The following is a 16,266-nucleotide window of genomic DNA, read 5'->3' on the forward strand; positions in this document are numbered from 1 at the left end:
CGGCGGCCCGTTCAGAAGGCCAGGAGGAGGGTCGTCAGGAGGGTGGCCGAGAGGGCCAGTTCCACCGCCCCGACCTTCGCGGGGCGCAGCCCCCGCCCCGGGAGGAGGACCGCCCGGCCGAGGCAGGCCGCGAAGACCGGGGCCAGCCACCAGGACAGGGCCGTCGCCAGGGCGAGCGCCACCGCGTGGTAGGCCGCCGACCCCCGCCGGTACGCCGCCGACCTCCGCTCCCGGATCATCGTCTTCACGTACGGCACCGTCCCCCCGAAGTACAGCAGGCAGGCCGCCGCCGGCCGCCAGGCCGCCGCGGGGTCCAGGCCGCCCAGCCCCGCCGCGACCAGCAGCATCCCGCAGGCCGGCACCACCGCCGCCAGCCCGTTGAGCAGGGCCCGCTCCCGGCCCCGCCACGCGTAGCGGGTGTTGACGGCCACGAACGGCAGCGCGGCCGCCCCCGGGAGGAGGAGCCAGGGGTGGAAGAACGCCAGCGGGAGGGCGAACTGGGCGGCCGCCGTCCCGCACACCACCGCCGGGACCCCGTGCCGCCGCGCCGAGCGCAGGCCGCGCGCGTGCAGCCGGAGCCACTGCTGGCCGTGGAAGGCCGCCGCGTACCCCAGGAGCCAGGCGGCGAACAGCGCGGCGTGCGCCCACCCCGGGTGCGGGGAGAGGAACGTCCCCGTGAGGAAGGGCACCGCCAGCATCGCCCACGCCCCGTGCTGGTCGGGCATCCAGCGGTAGGTCATGTCCGTCGCCTTTCCCGAAAGTGGAATTCCGGCGCGTAATTAAGCCGCGCCGGTACGCAGTTGGGGTCGTTCCAGCCTCGCACCCACTCGGCCCCCGAAAGACCGGAAAGAGGTCACGGGCAATGGGGACCTTTGTCACCGGGTTCCGCTTTCCGGCGGGCGTAGCGTCGGATACGGGCCGGAATTCGACCCTCCCCACCCCTCCCCACCCCCCTGCTTTCCGCCCTGGAGGTCGTCTTGGACGCGCGTCAGGAGAGTCCCTTCCGTTCCCTCGCCGTCGAGGGTGCCCGGCGCGCCGGTGGTTTCTTCACCGACGCCGAGGTCTCCGAGGACCTCCGCACCGTCCACCGCACGGGCGGGCGGGCCGCCGAGTCCTTCTACCGGGACCGGTGGAGCCACGACAAGGTCGTGTACTCGACGCACGGCGTGAACTGCACCGGTTCCTGCCGCTGGAAGGTCTTCGTCAAGGACGGGATCATCACCTGGGAGACCCAGGCCACCGACTACCCCTCGGTGGGCCCGGACCGCCCCGAGTACGAGCCCCGCGGCTGCCCGCGCGGCGCCTCGTTCTCCTGGTACTCGTACTCGCCGACCCGCGTGCGCTACCCGTACGTGCGCGGAACGCTGCTGGAGATGTACCGGGAGGCGAAGGCCCGGCTGAAGGACCCGGTGCTGGCCTGGGCCGACATCCAGGCCGATCCGGAGCGCCGGCGCCGCTACCAGAAGGCCCGCGGCAAGGGCGGCCTGGTGCGGGCCACCTGGGAGGAGGCGACCGAGCTGGTCGCCGCCGCGCACGTGCACACCATCAAGGAGCACGGCCCGGACCGGGTCGCCGGCTTCTCCCCGATCCCCGCGATGTCGATGGCCTCGCACGCCGCCGGCGCCCGCTTCCACTCCCTCATCGGCGCGCCGATGCTCAGCTTCTACGACTGGTACGCCGACCTGCCCGTGGCCTCCCCGCAGGTGTTCGGCGACCAGACCGACGTGCCCGAGTCCGGTGACTGGTGGGACGCCGCCTACCTGATGATGTGGGGCTCCAACGTCCCCGTCACCCGCACCCCGGACGCCCACTGGATGGCGGAGGCCCGCTACCGGGGGCAGAAGGTGGTGGCCGTCTCCCCCGACTACGCGGACAACACCAAGTTCGCCGACGAGTGGATGCACCCCCACCCCGGAACGGACGGCGCGCTGGCCCTGGCGATGGGGCACGTCATCCTGAAGGAGTTCTTCGTCGAGAAGCAGACCCCCTTCTTCACGGACTACGTGCGCACCTACACCGACCTCCCCTTCCTCGTGTCGCTGCGCGAGACGGAACAGGGCCTGGTTCCCGGCAAGTTCGTCACCGCGGCCGACCTCGGCCAGGACACCGAGAACGCGCGGTGGAAGACCGTCCTCGTCGACGACGCCACCGGTGAGCCCGTCGTCCCGAACGGCACGCTCGGCCACCGCTGGGGCAGGAACGAGCAGCCGGAGTGGAACCTCGACCTCGGCGACACCGTGCCCCGCCTCACCCTGCTGGGGGAGGGGGAGAGCGCCGAGATCCTGCTGCCCCGCTTCGAGGAGGGCGGCCGTGACGGCACCGTCCGCCGCGGGGTCCCGGTGCGCCGCCTCGGCGGGCGGCTGGTCACCACCGTCTTCGACCTGATGCTGGCCCAGTACGGGGTCCCCCGCGCGGGCCTGCCCGGTGAGTGGCCGGCCGGGTACGAGGACGCCTCCCAGCCCGGCACCCCCGGCTGGCAGGAGTCGCTGACCTCCGTGCCCGCCGCCCAGGCGGTGCGCGTGGCACGGGAGTTCGCGCGGACCGCCGAGCAGTCGCAGGGCCGCTGCATGATCCTGATGGGCGCGGGCACCAACCACTGGTTCCACTCCGAGACGATCTACCGCGCCTTCCTCGCCCTGCTCACCCTCACCGGCTGCCAGGGCCGCAACGGCGGCGGCTGGGGCCACTACGTCGGACAGGAGAAGTGCCGCCCGGTCACCGGCTGGGCCACCCTCGCCGCCGCCTCCGACTGGTCGCGTCCGCCGCGCCAGATGATCGGCGCCGCCTGGTTCTACCTGCACACCGGCCAGTGGCGGTACGACACCCTGCCCGCCGGGGCGCTGGCCTCCCCGCTCGGCACGGGCGCCTTCGAGGGCATGAGCGGGGCGGACTGCCTGGCCGCGAGCGCCCGGATGGGCTGGATGCCGTCCTACCCGACCTTCGACCGCAACCCCCTCGACCTGGGCGAGGCCGAGGACCCGGTCGGCGAGGCCGTCCGCGCGCTGAAGGACGGCACCCTCGGCTTCGCCGGCGAGGACCCGGACGCCCCGCGCAACTGGCCGCGCGTGCTGAACGTCTGGCGGGCCAACCTGCTGGGGTCCAGCTCCAAGGGGAACGAGTACTTCCTCAAGCACCTCCTCGGCACCCACTCCAACCTCCCCGAGGACGGCCCCCGCTGCACCCCGAGGGACGTCGCCTACCGGGAGGAGGACGTGGAGGGCAAGCTGGACCTGCTGACCACCATGGACTTCCGGATGACGTCCACGACCCTGCTGTCCGACGTGGTGTTCCCCGCCGCCACCTGGTACGAGAAGCACGACCTGTCCTCCACGGACATGCACCCCTTCCTGCACGCCTTCACCCCGGCCGTGGACCCGCCCTGGCAGGCCCGCTCCGACTACGACGCCTTCCGGGGCCTGGCCGAGCGCTTCGGCGAACTGGCCCGCACCCACCTGGGCGTCCGCCGCGACCTGGTCGCCACCGCCCTCCAGCACGACACCCCGGGCGGCGAGATGGCCCAGCCGGGCGGGGTGGCGCTGGACTGGTCGAAGGGCGAGTGCGAGCCCGTACCCGGCAGGACGATGTACGGGCTGACGGTCGTCGAGCGGGACTACGGGGCGGTGGGCGAGAAGTTCACCGCGCTGGGCCCGCTCGTGGACACCCTCGGGGTGACCACCAAGGCCGTCACCTTCGACGTCGCCGAGGAGGTCGAGTACCTCGGCGCGAAGAACGGAACCGTCCGGACCGGCGCCGCCGCCGGCCGGCCCCGCCTGGAGACCGCCCAGCAGGCCTGCGAGGCGATCCTCTCCCTCTCCGGCACCAGCAACGGGCGCCTGGCCGTCCAGGGCTTCGAGACGCTGGAGAAGAAGGTGGGCACGCCCATGGCCCACCTGGCCGCCGAGGCCGAGGGCAAGCGGATCTCCTTCGCCGACACCCAGGCCCGGCCCGTCCCGGTGATCACCTCCCCGGAGTGGTCCGGCTCGGAGTCCGGCGGCCGCCGCTACACCGCCTTCACCGTCAACACCGAGCACCTCAAGCCCTGGCACACCCTCACCGGCCGCCAGCACTTCTTCCTCGACCACGACTGGCTGCACGAGGTCGGCGAATCCCTGCCGGTCTACAAGCCGCCGCTGGACATGCACCGGCTGTACGGGGAGCCCGAGATCGGCCGGGTGGACGAGAGGACCGTCGCCGTCCGGTACCTCACCCCGCACAACAAGTGGGCCATCCACAGCCAGTACCAGGACAACCTGTACATGATGACGCTGGGGCGCGGCGGCCAGACGGTGTGGATGTCCCCGCAGGACGCCGAGGCGATCGGAGTCGCCGACAACGACTGGATCGAGGCCGTCAACCGCAACGGCGTGGTCACCGCCCGCGCGATCGTCTCCCACAAGATGCCGCCCGGCACGGTCTACATGAACCACGCCCAGGAGCGCACGGTCGGCGTCCCCCGCACGGAGAAGACGGGCCGCCGCGGCGGCATCCACAACTCCCTGACCCGGGTGATGCTCAAGCCCACCCACCTCATCGGCGGCTATGCCCAGCTGACCTGGGCCTTCAACTACCTGGGCCCGACCGGGAACCAGCGTGACGAGGTGACGGTCATCCGCCGCCGCGACCAGAAGGTGGAGTACTGATGCGCGTCATGGCACAGGTCGCGATGGTCATGAACCTCGACAAGTGCATCGGCTGCCATACCTGCTCGGTCACCTGCAAGCAGGCGTGGACCAACCGGCAGGGCACCGAGTACGTCTGGTTCAACAACGTCGAGACCCTCCCCGGCCAGGGCTACCCCCGCCGCTGGGAGGACCAGGACAAGTGGAAGGGCGGCTGGGAGCGCACCCGCTCGGGCAGGCTGCGGCTGCGGGCCGGCGGCCGGCTCCAGAAGCTCGGCGGGATCTTCGCCAACCCCCACCTCCCGGAGATCGGCGACTACTACCAGCCCTGGACGTACGAGTACAAGAACCTCACCGAGGCCCCGGCGGGCGAGGACCTCCCCACCGCCCGCCCCGTCTCCCAGCTCACCGGAGAGCCCCTCGACACCATCGAGTGGGGCCCGAACTGGGACGACAACCTGGGCGGCGCCCCCGAGCACGCCGTGAAGGACCCGGTCGTGGAGAAGATCCGCGAGGAGGTCGGGGAGCGGATCCGCTTCGAGTTCGAGCAGAGCTTCATGTTCTACCTCCCCCGGATCTGCGAGCACTGCCTCAACCCGGCCTGCGTCTCCTCCTGCCCGTCCGGCGCGATGTACAAGCGGGAGGAGGACGGCATCGTCCTCGTCGACCAGGACCGCTGCCGGGGCTGGCGGATGTGCGTCACCGGCTGCCCGTACAAGAAGGTCTACTTCAACCACAAGACCGGCAAGGCCGAGAAGTGCACCTTCTGCTTCCCGCGCGTCGAGGTCGGCATGCCGACCGTCTGCTCGGAGACCTGCGTCGGCCGCATGCGCTACCTCGGCGTGATGCTCTACGACGCCGACCGGGTCGCCGAGGCCGCCGCCGTCGCCGACGAGCACGACCTCTACCCCGCCCAGCTCGAATGCTTCCTCGACCCGGCCGACCCGGCCGTGATCGCGGCGGCCCGCGCGTCCGGGATCACCGACGAGTGGCTCGACGCCGCCCGGCGCTCCCCCGTGTACGACCTGATCGCCACCTACCAGGTCGCCCTCCCGCTCCACCCGGAGTACCGGACGATGCCCATGGTCTGGTACGTGCCCCCGCTCTCCCCCGTCGTCGAGGCGGTCGCCGCGACCGGCAGCGACGGCGAGGACGCGGGCAACCTGTTCGGAGCCATCGACGCGCTGCGCATCCCCGTCGAGTACCTCGCGGAGATCCTCACCGCCGGCGACGCCCACCCCGTCGAGGCCGTACTGCGCCGGATGGCCGCGATGCGCGCCTACATGCGCCGGATCAACCTCGGCGAGCCGGCCGACGAGTCCGTCGCGACGGCCGTCGGGCTCACCGGCGCCGAGATGCGGGACATGTTCCGGCTGCTGGCCGTCGCCAAGCAGGAGGACCGGTTCGTGATCCCCGCCGCCGCCCGCTCCGAGGCCGACGCCCTCGCCGAGTCGCACCCGCTGGACGACGGCTGCCCGGTCGCCGGCGCCGAGGGCGGCCCGTCCCGGGTGATGCTCAACCTCAGCCCCACCAGGAGGAGCGCATGACCCCCGACGCCCTGGTCCGGCTGGTCGCGGGCTGCGTACTGCAGTACCCCGGCGACCGCTTCCACGACGAACTCCCCCGCCTGCGCGGGGCCCTGGCCGGGGCGCCCGCCGAACCGGCCGCACTGCTCGGCGCCTTCCTCGACCACACCGAGACCCTGGGCCCGATCGAGCTGTGCGCCGAGTACACCTCCACCTTCGACACCCGCAACCGCCGCTGCCTCTACCTCACCTGGTGGGCGGACGGGGACACCCGCCGCCGCGGGCTGTCGCTGGTCCGGCTCAAGCGGATCTACCGCGACTTCGGGCTGGAGTTCACCGGCGAGGAACTGCCCGACTTCCTGCCCGTGGCCCTGGAGTTCGCCGCGCTGCGCGAGGAGGCCGGCACCGAGCTGCTCCAGGAGCACCGGGCCGGGCTGGAACTGCTGCGGCTCGCGCTCACCGACTGCGGGTCCCCGTACGCCCGGGTGCTGGAGGCGGTCTGCACCACCCTGCCCGGCGCCTCCCCGCGGACGAAGGCGGAGGCGAAGGCCCTCGCGCGCAGCGGCCCGCCGCAGGAACTGGTGGGCTTCGGCTCCCCCCTCGAACCCCTCGGCCCCGGTGTCGACGTGCCCGTCGACCTGCCCTGGCCGGCCCTTCCGGAAAGGCAGACGGCCTGATGGACCTCCTCCTGTGGGGCGTGTTCCCGTACGTCTCCGTCGCCCTGCTGCTCGCCGGCCTCGTCTGGCGCGCCCGCTACGACGCCTTCGGCTGGACCACCCACTCCTCCCAGCTGTACGAGTCCCGGCTGCTGCGCATCGGCTCGCCGCTCTTCCACTTCGGCATGGCCTTCGTCGTCGCGGGGCACGTCGTCGGCCTGCTGATCCCGATGAGCTGGACCGACGCCGTCGGCCTCGACGACCACGCCTACCACCTGATGGCCGTCTCCACCGGCGCCGTCGCGGGCGTGGCCGCCGCCGGCGGGATCGGCGTCCTGGTCTGGCGCCGCCTGCGGACGCCCGCCGTCCGCAGGGCCCGGGTCCGCGGCGACCGGCTGATGTACGGGGTCCTGCTCGGCGCGCTGGCCCTCGGCCTGACCGCCACGGTACTCAACTCGACCGGGCAGACGGACGGCTACAACTACCGCGAGGGCGTCTCCGTCTGGTTCCGCAGCCTGTTCGCCCTCTCCCCCGACTACCGGCTGATGGCCGCCGCCCCGCTCGCCTTCCGGCTGCACGTCCTCTTCGGGTTCACCCTGTTCGCGCTCATCCCGTACTCCCGGCTGGTGCACATGTTCTCGGCGCCACTGAAGTACCTCTTCCGCCCGTTCGTGGTCTACCGCCGGCGCGACCCCCGGCTGACGTCCAACCGCCCGGACCGGCGCGGCTGGGAGCGGGTCTCGTGAAGCCGGCCAGAGTCCTGCGCCGGCCCCGGCACTCCGTCTCCGAGCGGCCCTTCCTCGTCATCTGGGAGGCCACCCGGGCCTGTCCGCTGGCCTGTCTGCACTGCCGGGCCGAGGCCGCGACCGCCCGGCACCCGGAGGAGCTCGACGGCGCCGGCGCCCGCCGGGTCATGGACCAGGTCGCCGCGTTCGGCCGGCCCGCGCCGTTGTTCGTGATCACCGGCGGGGACCCGTTCCAGCGCCCCGACCTCACCGAGCTCATCGCGTACGGGACCGCCCTGGGCCTGCGCGTCGCCGTCTCCCCCTCCGGCACCCCGACCCTCACCCCGGAGAGCCTCCGCGCGGTCCGCGACGCCGGCGCGGTGGCCGTCTCCCTCTCCCTGGACGGCTCCACGGCCGCCCGGCACGACGCCTTCCGGGGCGTCCCCGGGGTCTTCGAACGGACCCTGGAGGGCTGGCGGGCCGCCCGAGCGCTCGGCCTCAAGGTGCAGATCAACACCACCGTCAGCCGGGACAGCCTGGAGGACCTGGCCGACATCGCCGCACTGGTGCGCCGCGAGGGCGCCATGCTCTGGTCGGCCTTCCTCCTCGTCCCCACGGGCCGCGCGCAGCGGATGGACCCGCTCGCCCCGGGCGCCATCGAGGACGTCCTGCACTTCCTCCACGACTGCGGCACCGTCCTGGCCGTCAAGACCACCGAGGGCCACCACTTCCGCCGGGTCGCCCTCCAGCGCGCCGTCCTCGACGCGCGCGGGGAGCACCCCGCGCTGGGACCGCTGTACGGGCGGCTGCACGCCCGCGCCGCCTCGGCCCGGCTCTTCGAGGGCGAGCGGCGGGCGGCGCGCCGGCCGCCGCTGGACGTCTCGTCGGGGCGCGGGTTCGCGTTCGTGTCCCACACCGGCGAGGTCCACCCCAGCGGCTTCCTGCCGGTGCCGGCGGGCAACGTCAAGAACCGCCCGCTGACGGAGATCTACCGGGGCTCGCCCCTGTTCACCGCCCTGCGGGACACCTCGCTGCTGGGCGGCCGGTGCGGGGCGTGCGAGTTCAAGCCGGTCTGCGGGGGCTCGCGGGCGCGGGCGTACGGGGCCGGCGGGGACGTGCTCGGGGAGGACCCGTACTGCGGGTACGAGCCGGGCTCCTTCCCCTACCAGGAGGAACTGCGGCCCCTGATGGGGGCCGGGAACGGAACGGAGGGGGCCCTGTGAGGCCTTCGGTGATCGTGGTCGGCGGCGGGATCAGCGGTCTGGCGGCCGCCTGGGAGCTGCGTGACGAGGCGGACGTGACCGTCCTGGAGAGCGGCGGCCGGGTCGGCGGCAAGCTCCGCACCGGCACCTTCGCCGGGGTGGCCGTGGACGAGGGCGCCGAGTCCCTGATGGCGCTGCGCCCCGAGGCGGTCCGGCTGGCGCGGGAGGTGGGGCTGGGCGGGGAGCTGTGCGATCCGGCCGCCTCCCCCACCACCCTGTGGAGCGGCGGCGCGCTGCGCCCGCTGCCCGCCGGGCACGTCATGGGCGTGCCCGCCGACCCGGCCGCGCTGGCCGGTACGGGGCTGCTCTCGCCGGAGGGCGTGGAGCGGGCGGCCCGGGAGGCGGAGCTGCCCGCCGCGCCCCTGGCCGGGGACTGCTCCGTCGGCGCGTACCTCACGGCCCGGTTCGGCCGGGAGGCGGTGGACCGCCTGGTCGAGCCCCTGCTCGGCGGCGTCTACGCGGGCCGCGCCGACCACCTCTCCCTCCGCGCCACGATGCCCCGCCTGGCGGCGATAGCCGAACGCGGCGAACCCCTCCTCCCGTCCCTGACCCGCATGCGGTCCGCGGGCGCGGGGCGCGCGGCGGGGGCGGCGGGCGCGGCCGAGCCGGCGGGCGCAGCCGGTCGAGCGGCCGCAACGGGCGCAACCGGGCAGGCGGGCGCAGCCGGACCGGCGGGCGCAGCCGGACCGGCAGGCCCAGCGGGCGCGGCAGGCGCGGCTGGATCCCCGTCGGCGGCTGCGGCCCAGGGCGCTGCGGCCCCGGCGCGGGCGCCCGTCGCCGTGCAGGGGGTCGTCGGCGGGACGGGGCGTTTCGCGCAGGCCGTCGCGGCGGCGTCGGGGGCGCGGATCCTCACCGGGACCACGGCCCGGGCCCTGTCCCCCACCCCGTCCGGCCGCTGGAGCGTCCGGGCCGACACCGGCGACGGGCCGCTGACGCTGACCGCCGACGCGGTGGTCCTGGCCCTGCCCGCCTTCGCCGCGGCCGAACTCCTGCTGCCGCACGCGCCGCTCGCCGGGGAGGAGCTCGCGGCGATCCCGCACGCCTCCACGGCCGTGATCACCCTGGCCTTCTCCCGCGCCCGCGCCCAGCACCTCCCGGAGGGGAACGGCTTCCTCGTCCCGCCCGTGGACGGACGCACGCTCAAGGCGGCCTCCTTCCTGTCGAACAAGTGGGCCTGGCTCGGGGCCGCCGCCCCGGACCTGTTCGTCCTGCGCGCCTCCGTCGGCCGGAGCGGCGAGGACGCCCCGTTGCGGCTGTCCGACCGCGACCTGGTCCGCCGTACCGTCGGCGAACTGCACCGGGCGGCGGGCCCGCTGGGCGAACCGGTCGCGTCCCGGGTCACCCGCTGGGACCGGGGCCTGCCCCAGTACGGCGTCGGCCACCGGGACCGCGTCACCCGCATCCGCGAGGCCGCCGCGAAACTCCCCCGCCTGGGCCTGTGCGGCGCCGCCTACGAGGGCGTCGGCGTGGCCGCCTGCGTCGCCACGGGCCGCTCGGCGGCCCGCGAGGCCCTGACGGCCCTCTGAGCCGCCGGCCCACCGGACCCGGCCGTGCCCCGACGCGGTCCGTCCCCCAGCGGTGCGGCACGCGGGCAACCGCCCCGTCCACCGGCCCGCCGGAGCCGACCGTACGCCGACACGGGTCGGCCCCGCAGCGGTGCGGCACGCGGGCGACGGCCCGGGCCGGCACCCCGCGCCCGGCGGCCGGCCCGACCCGCGCCGGACCCGCGCCGGGCCCCGCCGGGTCACCCGGCTGGACCGTCAGCGGGCGGAGGGCGGGCCGGGCGCACACGATGGGGGTATGCCGACGATCGCCCTGCGGACCGCCGCTGCCGCCGCCCTCGCCGCCGCGCTGCTCACCAGCAGTGCCTGTTCCGCCGGCGGCGGTACGAAGAAGGCCCCGGCCGGGGGCGCCATGGAGACGAAACCCCTGAAGTGGGGGGAGTGCGCGGCGCCCGACGCCGCCGAGGGCGGCGGGCAGGCCCCGCCCGCGGACTGGCAGTGCGCCACCCTCGACGTCCCGCTCGACTACGCCCAGCCCGAGGGGGAGACCATCCCCATCGCCCTGATCCGCGCGAAGGCGAGGAAGCCGAAGGAGCGGCTCGGTTCCCTCGTCTTCAACTTCGGCGGCCCGGGCGGCTCCGGCATCACCACCCTGCCCGGCGCCGCGAAGGACTACGCGGCCCTGCGCGACCGGTACGACCTGGTGAGCTTCGACCCGCGCGGGGTCGGCCGCAGCGCCCCGGTGCTCTGCGAGAACGACAAGCAGCTGGACGCGTACTACGCCCAGGACTCCTCCCCCTCCACCCCCGAGCAGGAGAAGGCCTTCACGGACGGCCTGCGCCGCTACCAGCAGGCCTGCCAGACGAGGTCCGGCAAGGTGCTGCCGTACGTGGGCACCGAGAACGCCGCCCGGGACCTCGACCGGATCCGCCAGGCCCTCGGCGACCCGAAGCTGAACTACTTCGGCATCTCCTACGGCACCGAGCTCGGCGGGGTCTACGCCCACCTGTTCCCGAAGAACGTCGGCCGGGCCGTCTTCGACGCGGTCGTGGACCCGACCAAGGACTCCGAGCAGGGCGCGCTCGGCCAGGCGAAGGGCTTCCAGCTGGCCCTCGGCAACTGGGCGCAGGACTGCGTGAACCGGGGCGACCAGTGCCGGCTCCAGGGCAGCACCCCCAAGGAGATCGAGGACAACATCGTCAGGCTCCAGAAGGAGCTGACGGCCAAGCCCATCCCCGGCATCGGCGACCGGATGCTGACCGAGACGATGGCGACGAACGGCATCGCGCAGGCCCTGTACTCCAAGGAGCTGTGGCCGCTGCTGGAGCAGGGCCTGGACGAGGCCGAGGGCGGGCAGGGGCAGCTGCTGATGGCCCTGTCCGACGCGCTCAACGGGCGGGACCAGCAGGGCCGCTACAGCAACATCGGCGCCGCCAACACGGCCATCAACTGCGCCGACTCCAAGGACCGCTACAGCCTGGAGCAGACCAAGGCGAAGCTGCCGGAGTTCCGCAAGGCCTCCCCGGTCTTCGGGGACTTCCTGGGCTGGGCCCTGATGAGCTGCACGGGCTGGCCGGTGGCCGGGGCCTGGCAGACCCCGGACGTCTCCGCGCCCGGGTCGGCGCCCATCCTGGTGGTCGGCAACACCGGTGACCCGGCGACCCCGTACGAGGGCGCGCGCAAGATGGTGGAGCAGCTGGGCAAGGGCGTGGGCGTGGAGCTCACGTACAAGGGCCAGGGGCACGGCGCGTACAACAGCGGCGACCCGTGCGTGCAGCGGGCGGTGAACGCCTACCTGCTGGACGGGAAGGTGCCGGCCGCGAACGCCGTGTGCACCCCGGGGACGGGGAACGACGAAGGGGCCGTACCGCCGAGCGGTACGGCCCCTCCGGGGCAGGTCTAGTAGACCGGCTTCTCGGGCTCGATCTGGTGGACCCAGCCGATCACGCCGCCGCCGACGTGGACGGCGTCGGCGAAGCCCGCGCTCTTGAGGACCGCGAGGACTTCCGCACTGCGGACACCCGTCTTGCAGTGCAAGACGATCCGCTTGTCCTGCGGGAGGTCCTGGAGGGCGGTGCCCATCAGGAACTCGCCCTTGGGGATCAGCTTCGCGCCGGGGATCGAGACGATCTCGTACTCGTTGACCTCGCGGACGTCGATGATCTCGATCGGCTCGTCGGTGTCGATCCACTCCTTGAGCTGCTTGGGAGTGATCGTGGAGCCGGCGGCGGCCTCCTGGGCCTCCTCCGACACGACGCCGCAGAAGGCCTCGTAGTCGATGAGCTCCTTGACGGTCGCGTTCGGACCGCAGACGGCGCAGTCGGGGTCCTTGCGGACCTTGACCTGGCGGTACTGCATCTCCAGGGCGTCGTAGATCATCAGGCGGCCGACGAGCGGCTCGCCGACGCCGGTGAGGACCTTGATGGCCTCGGTGACCTGGATGGAGCCGATGGACGCGCACAGCACGCCCAGGACGCCGCCCTCGGCGCAGCTCGGGACCATGCCCGGCGGCGGGGGCTCCGGGTAGAGGCAGCGGTAGCAGGGACCGTGCTCGGACCAGAAGACGGAGGCCTGGCCGTCGAAGCGGTAGATCGAACCCCAGACGTACGGCTTGTTCAGCAGCACGCAGGCGTCGTTGACCAGGTAGCGCGTGGCGAAGTTGTCCGTGCCGTCGACGATGAGGTCGTACTGGCTGAAGATCTCCATCACGTTCTCGGCCTCGAGCCGCTCTTCGTGAAGGACCACGTTGACGTACGGGTTGATGCCCAGCACGCTGTCGCGGGCGGACTCGGCCTTGGAGCGGCCGATGTCCGCCTGGCTGTGGATGATCTGGCGCTGCAGGTTCGACTCGTCGACCTCGTCGAACTCCACGATGCCCAGCGTGCCGACGCCGGCCGCGGCCAGGTACATGAGGGCGGGCGAGCCGAGGCCGCCCGCGCCCACGGCCAGCACCTTGGCGTTCTTCAGGCGCTTCTGGCCGTCCATCCCGACATCCGGGATGATCAGGTGGCGGGAGTACCGACGGACCTCGTCAACGGTGAGCTCAGCAGCTGGCTCGACCAGGGGTGGCAGCGACACGGGGACTCCGTAGATGGGTAAGTCTGAACGGTGGTTCTTCCCGTAACACTGCCACGCCCTTCTTCATTCCGAGACACCCGGTCCGATCCGTGAGACGAATTCGTCCCAGTACCCGGGCATCGACTCCCAGGGGTCCCGGTCGGGGGTGGCCCGCCGGTCGGTGAACCAGATGGTTCCGGCCCCCTGCCAGCGGGCGATGCGCACCGCCTCCTCCAGGTGGGTGCGGGGCACGCCGTGGACGAGGTGGCAGAACCGCTCGGGCGGGTGGTCGGCCGTCCACTCCGCCACCTGCGACCAGCGGTAGTCGGCCCAGGCTCCGGAGAAGGTGACCAGCTGGTCGGCCGCCTCCAGGTAGCCCTCGCAGGGGTGCGTGCCGTGTCCGAGCACGATCCGCAGGTCCTCGCCGAGCCCGCGCAGGGCGTCGGTGAGCCGCCGGACCCCGGCGAGGTCCGCCCGGTCCGAGGGGGCTTCGGCCAGGTAGAACCCGCCGACCCCGTACCAGTCGCGGAAGCGGTGGGCGTCGGAGACCAGCTCGCCGAAGGCCCGGGTGCCGCGCCGCAGGGCGAGGTGGCCCAGGACCGTCCCGCCCGCGCCGCGGAGCTTCCCGGCCGCCTCGGTGCAGTGCGGGTCGGGGCGCCCGCCGGGGCCGTCGGCGACGTTGAGGACGGCCCAGTGCAGCGGGGTGCCGGGGCGGGTCAGCTCGGCCCACTCCACCGGGGCGAGCAGCGGGTGCGCGTAACCGGGGATGCCCAGGCCGAGCCGGCCGGACTCGGTGGCGGCGGCCGCCGTGGCCCCGGGCGGGGTGGTCAGATACGGCACGCGGCCTCCATCCAGATGTCCGCGAGGGACTCCTCCAGGTTGATCCGGGGCCGCCAGCCGAGCCGGTCCCGGGCGGTGCGGACGTCGGCCTGCTGCCAGGCGCCGCAGCCGTCGGGGTACGGGTACGGCTGCGGGGCCCCGCCGCTCAGCTGTTCGGCGGTGGCCTCGGAGCGGGGCGAACCGATGCCGGCGAGGCCCTGCGGCCGGCCGGGGTGACCGTGCTGCGGGGTGTTGTGCGGTCCGCCGTGCGGGACGTCGAGCTCGTTCAGGGCGCCCCCGTACCCGGCGACCCGGGCCAGGACGGCCGCCGCGTCGCGCAGCCGGACCGCGCGGCCGGTGCCGATGTTGACGACGCCCTGGGCGGCGGACAGGGAGGCCGCGTGCACGGCCCGGGCCACGTCCCGTACGTCGACGAAGTCGCGCTGCACTCCGAGGCCGCTGAGCTTGAGTTCCCCGTCCCCGGACTGCATGGCGCGCCGCATGGCCTCGGCGAGCCGGCCGAGCGGGGACCCGGCGGGGGTGCCGGGGCCGACGGGCGAGAACACCCGCAGGACGACGGCGTCCAGCCCGGAGCCGAGCACCAGCTCGGTGGCGGCGAGCTTGCTGACCCCGTACGGTCCGCCGGGTCTCGGGACGGCGTCCTCGGCCGTGGACGATCCGGGCTGGCTGGGCCCGTACTCGGCGGCGCAGCCGAGCTGGACGAGCCGGGCCCCGCAGCCGCTGCGGCGCAGGGACTCGCAGATGGTGGCGACGGCGACGGTGTTGTGGCGGGTGAGCTCGCGGGCCCCGCCCCGGGTGGCGCCCGCGCAGTTGATGACGACGCCGGGGTGGACGGCGTCCAGGAACCGGGTGAGGGCGCCGGGACTGCCGGTGGCGAGGTCGAAGCGGACGTCGGCGTCGTCGCCCCGGCCCAGCGCGGTGAGCTGGACGGCGGGGTCGGCGAGCAGCCGGTCCGCGACGTAGCGGCCGAGGTAACCGTTGGCTCCGATCAGCAGCACCCTCATCGCGCGGCCCCTCGGTTGGTTGGCTGGCCGGTCATCCTGTTTCTCCTTGGGTGGGTGGGGTCGGTCATAGGGGTACGGCGCTCAGGGACGCGCGTGTGCGGAGGCACGGGACAGCGCGAGGAAGGCGTGTACGAGGAGTCCCGCGACGGCCGCGTACACCGCGGCCGGGACGGGGACCAGGGCGAGCGCCAGGGCGAAGGCCACCGGTGCGCGGTGCGCGCCGTGGCCGAGGAGGAGCCGGGCCAGGAACAGCAGCACCGCGAGCGGTACGGCCGTGGCCGGGGCGGCTCCGACGAGCGCGGCGGCCCCCGTGGCGGCCGCGGTGAACAGCAGGAGCGCTCCGGCCAGCAGGGGCCGGGCCCGGGCGGCGAACTCGTCGAGGGCCCGGCTCCCGGCGAGCCGGCGCCGGGCCCGGGCCGCGTAGAGGACGGCGGTGAGGTGGCCGGGGGCCACGGCCAGGGCGAGGGCCGCGCCGAGGGCGGGGCCGTGCCGGTGGGCGGCCCAGCCGGCGGCGGCCGCCGCGAGCAGGTGGGCGGTGAGGGGGAACCGGCCCCCGGCGGCCCGCCCGGGCCACAGGAGCGCGGCGGCGGCGAGCAGTCCCGCGAGGAGCGCGGCACCCGGTACCCCGGCGGCGGCCGCCGCGCAGCCGAGGGCGCCGGGCAGCAGCGCGCACCCGAACCGGCGCACCACCGCCCGGCCCGCGGGGGCGGCGGGGGCGGGCTCGCCGGCCGGCTCCTCGCCGCGCGGGGTCCGCGCGTACAGCTCCTCGGCGAGGGAGAACACGTCCCGGTGCCGGAACCGCGCGGCGGTCCGGTCGCTGATCCCGCACGCCTCCAGCCCGGCGGCCACCTCCAACGCGTCGACGGCCCGCTCACAGAGCTCCCGATGCCGGTGCAGCAGCGCCTTCACCGGATCCCCACCCCGCCGACCGGCCCTGGGAGCACCCGCAACATCCGCAGCCGCCGACGGACCGAACCCAGCCCCGCCGGCGCTTGAGGCAAACCCAGCCCCGCCGGCGCTTGAGGCGAACCCAGCCCCGCCGGCGCTTGAGGCGCGGGGGTCCGGGGGCAGCGCC

12 protein-coding genes are annotated in these 16,266 nt (G+C 74.3%); 7 read left to right on the forward strand and 5 right to left on the reverse strand.

Features of this window, described 5'->3' with window-relative positions:
* Window positions 1-11 precede the first annotated feature (11 nt).
* Window positions 12-740, reverse strand: coding sequence for a YwiC-like family protein (locus AB0O29_RS21465; RefSeq protein WP_365153635.1), 729 nt, complete (start codon window positions 738-740; stop codon window positions 12-14).
* A gap of 237 nt (window positions 741-977) precedes the next feature.
* On the opposite strand from AB0O29_RS21465, the gene AB0O29_RS21470 reads away from it, so the two are divergent.
* The 7 genes from AB0O29_RS21470 to AB0O29_RS21500 all read left to right on the forward strand — a co-directional run bounded on the left by AB0O29_RS21470 (window position 978) and on the right by AB0O29_RS21500 (window position 12,193).
* Window positions 978-4,640 carry a nitrate reductase subunit alpha gene (locus tag AB0O29_RS21470; RefSeq protein ID WP_365153637.1) on the forward strand — a complete coding sequence of 1,221 codons (3,663 nt, stop codon included), beginning with the start codon at window positions 978-980 and terminating at the stop codon, window positions 4,638-4,640.
* Window positions 4,640-6,166 (forward strand): nitrate reductase subunit beta, encoded by a 1,527-nt coding sequence (gene narH, locus AB0O29_RS21475; protein WP_365153639.1) that lies wholly within the window; start codon window positions 4,640-4,642, stop codon window positions 6,164-6,166. Before AB0O29_RS21470 ends, narH begins: the two co-directional genes overlap by 1 nt.
* Complete coding sequence (narJ, locus tag AB0O29_RS21480; RefSeq protein ID WP_365153641.1) at window positions 6,163-6,822, forward strand: nitrate reductase molybdenum cofactor assembly chaperone; 660 nt, start codon at window positions 6,163-6,165, stop codon at window positions 6,820-6,822. Before narH ends, narJ begins: the two co-directional genes overlap by 4 nt.
* Complete coding sequence (narI, locus tag AB0O29_RS21485) at window positions 6,822-7,547, forward strand: respiratory nitrate reductase subunit gamma (protein WP_365153643.1); 726 nt, start codon at window positions 6,822-6,824, stop codon at window positions 7,545-7,547. The genes narJ and narI overlap by 1 nt, the downstream gene beginning before the upstream one ends.
* Window positions 7,544-8,749, forward strand: a complete 1,206-nt coding sequence (locus AB0O29_RS21490) for a TIGR04053 family radical SAM/SPASM domain-containing protein (protein WP_365153645.1) — start codon at window positions 7,544-7,546, stop codon at window positions 8,747-8,749. The genes narI and AB0O29_RS21490 overlap by 4 nt, the downstream gene beginning before the upstream one ends.
* Entirely contained in the window at window positions 8,746-10,314 is a 1,569-nt protein-coding gene (gene hemG, locus AB0O29_RS21495; RefSeq protein WP_365153647.1) for a protoporphyrinogen oxidase, read from the forward strand. Before AB0O29_RS21490 ends, hemG begins: the two co-directional genes overlap by 4 nt.
* A 274-nt stretch (window positions 10,315-10,588) precedes the next feature.
* Window positions 10,589-12,193, forward strand: coding sequence for an alpha/beta hydrolase (locus tag AB0O29_RS21500; protein WP_365153649.1), 1,605 nt, complete (start codon window positions 10,589-10,591; stop codon window positions 12,191-12,193).
* On the opposite strand, the gene moeZ is transcribed toward AB0O29_RS21500, so the two are convergent.
* From moeZ to AB0O29_RS21520, 4 genes are all read right to left on the reverse strand, one after another.
* Window positions 12,190-13,368 (reverse strand): adenylyltransferase/sulfurtransferase MoeZ, encoded by a 1,179-nt coding sequence (gene moeZ / locus AB0O29_RS21505; RefSeq protein WP_365153651.1) that lies wholly within the window; start codon window positions 13,366-13,368, stop codon window positions 12,190-12,192. The two genes, AB0O29_RS21500 and moeZ, sit on opposite strands and share 4 nt — an antisense overlap.
* A 63-nt stretch (window positions 13,369-13,431) precedes the next feature.
* Window positions 13,432-14,187 carry a spherulation-specific family 4 protein gene (locus AB0O29_RS21510; RefSeq protein ID WP_365153652.1) on the reverse strand — a complete coding sequence of 252 codons (756 nt, stop codon included), beginning with the start codon at window positions 14,185-14,187 and terminating at the stop codon, window positions 13,432-13,434.
* The gene (locus AB0O29_RS21515; RefSeq protein ID WP_365153653.1) at window positions 14,175-15,191 is read right to left on the reverse strand and encodes an NAD-dependent epimerase/dehydratase; all 1,017 of its coding nucleotides are present in this window, start codon (window positions 15,189-15,191) and stop codon (window positions 14,175-14,177) included. Before AB0O29_RS21515 ends, AB0O29_RS21510 begins: the two co-directional genes overlap by 13 nt.
* An 81-nt stretch (window positions 15,192-15,272) precedes the next feature.
* Window positions 15,273-16,100 carry a hypothetical protein gene (locus tag AB0O29_RS21520; protein ID WP_365153655.1) on the reverse strand — a complete coding sequence of 276 codons (828 nt, stop codon included), beginning with the start codon at window positions 16,098-16,100 and terminating at the stop codon, window positions 15,273-15,275.
* Window positions 16,101-16,266: the final 166 nt, after the last annotated feature.

Origin of the sequence: Streptomyces sp. NPDC089915 (assembly GCF_040684675.1) — a bacterium.
Taxonomy (GTDB): domain Bacteria; phylum Actinomycetota; class Actinomycetes; order Streptomycetales; family Streptomycetaceae; genus Streptomyces.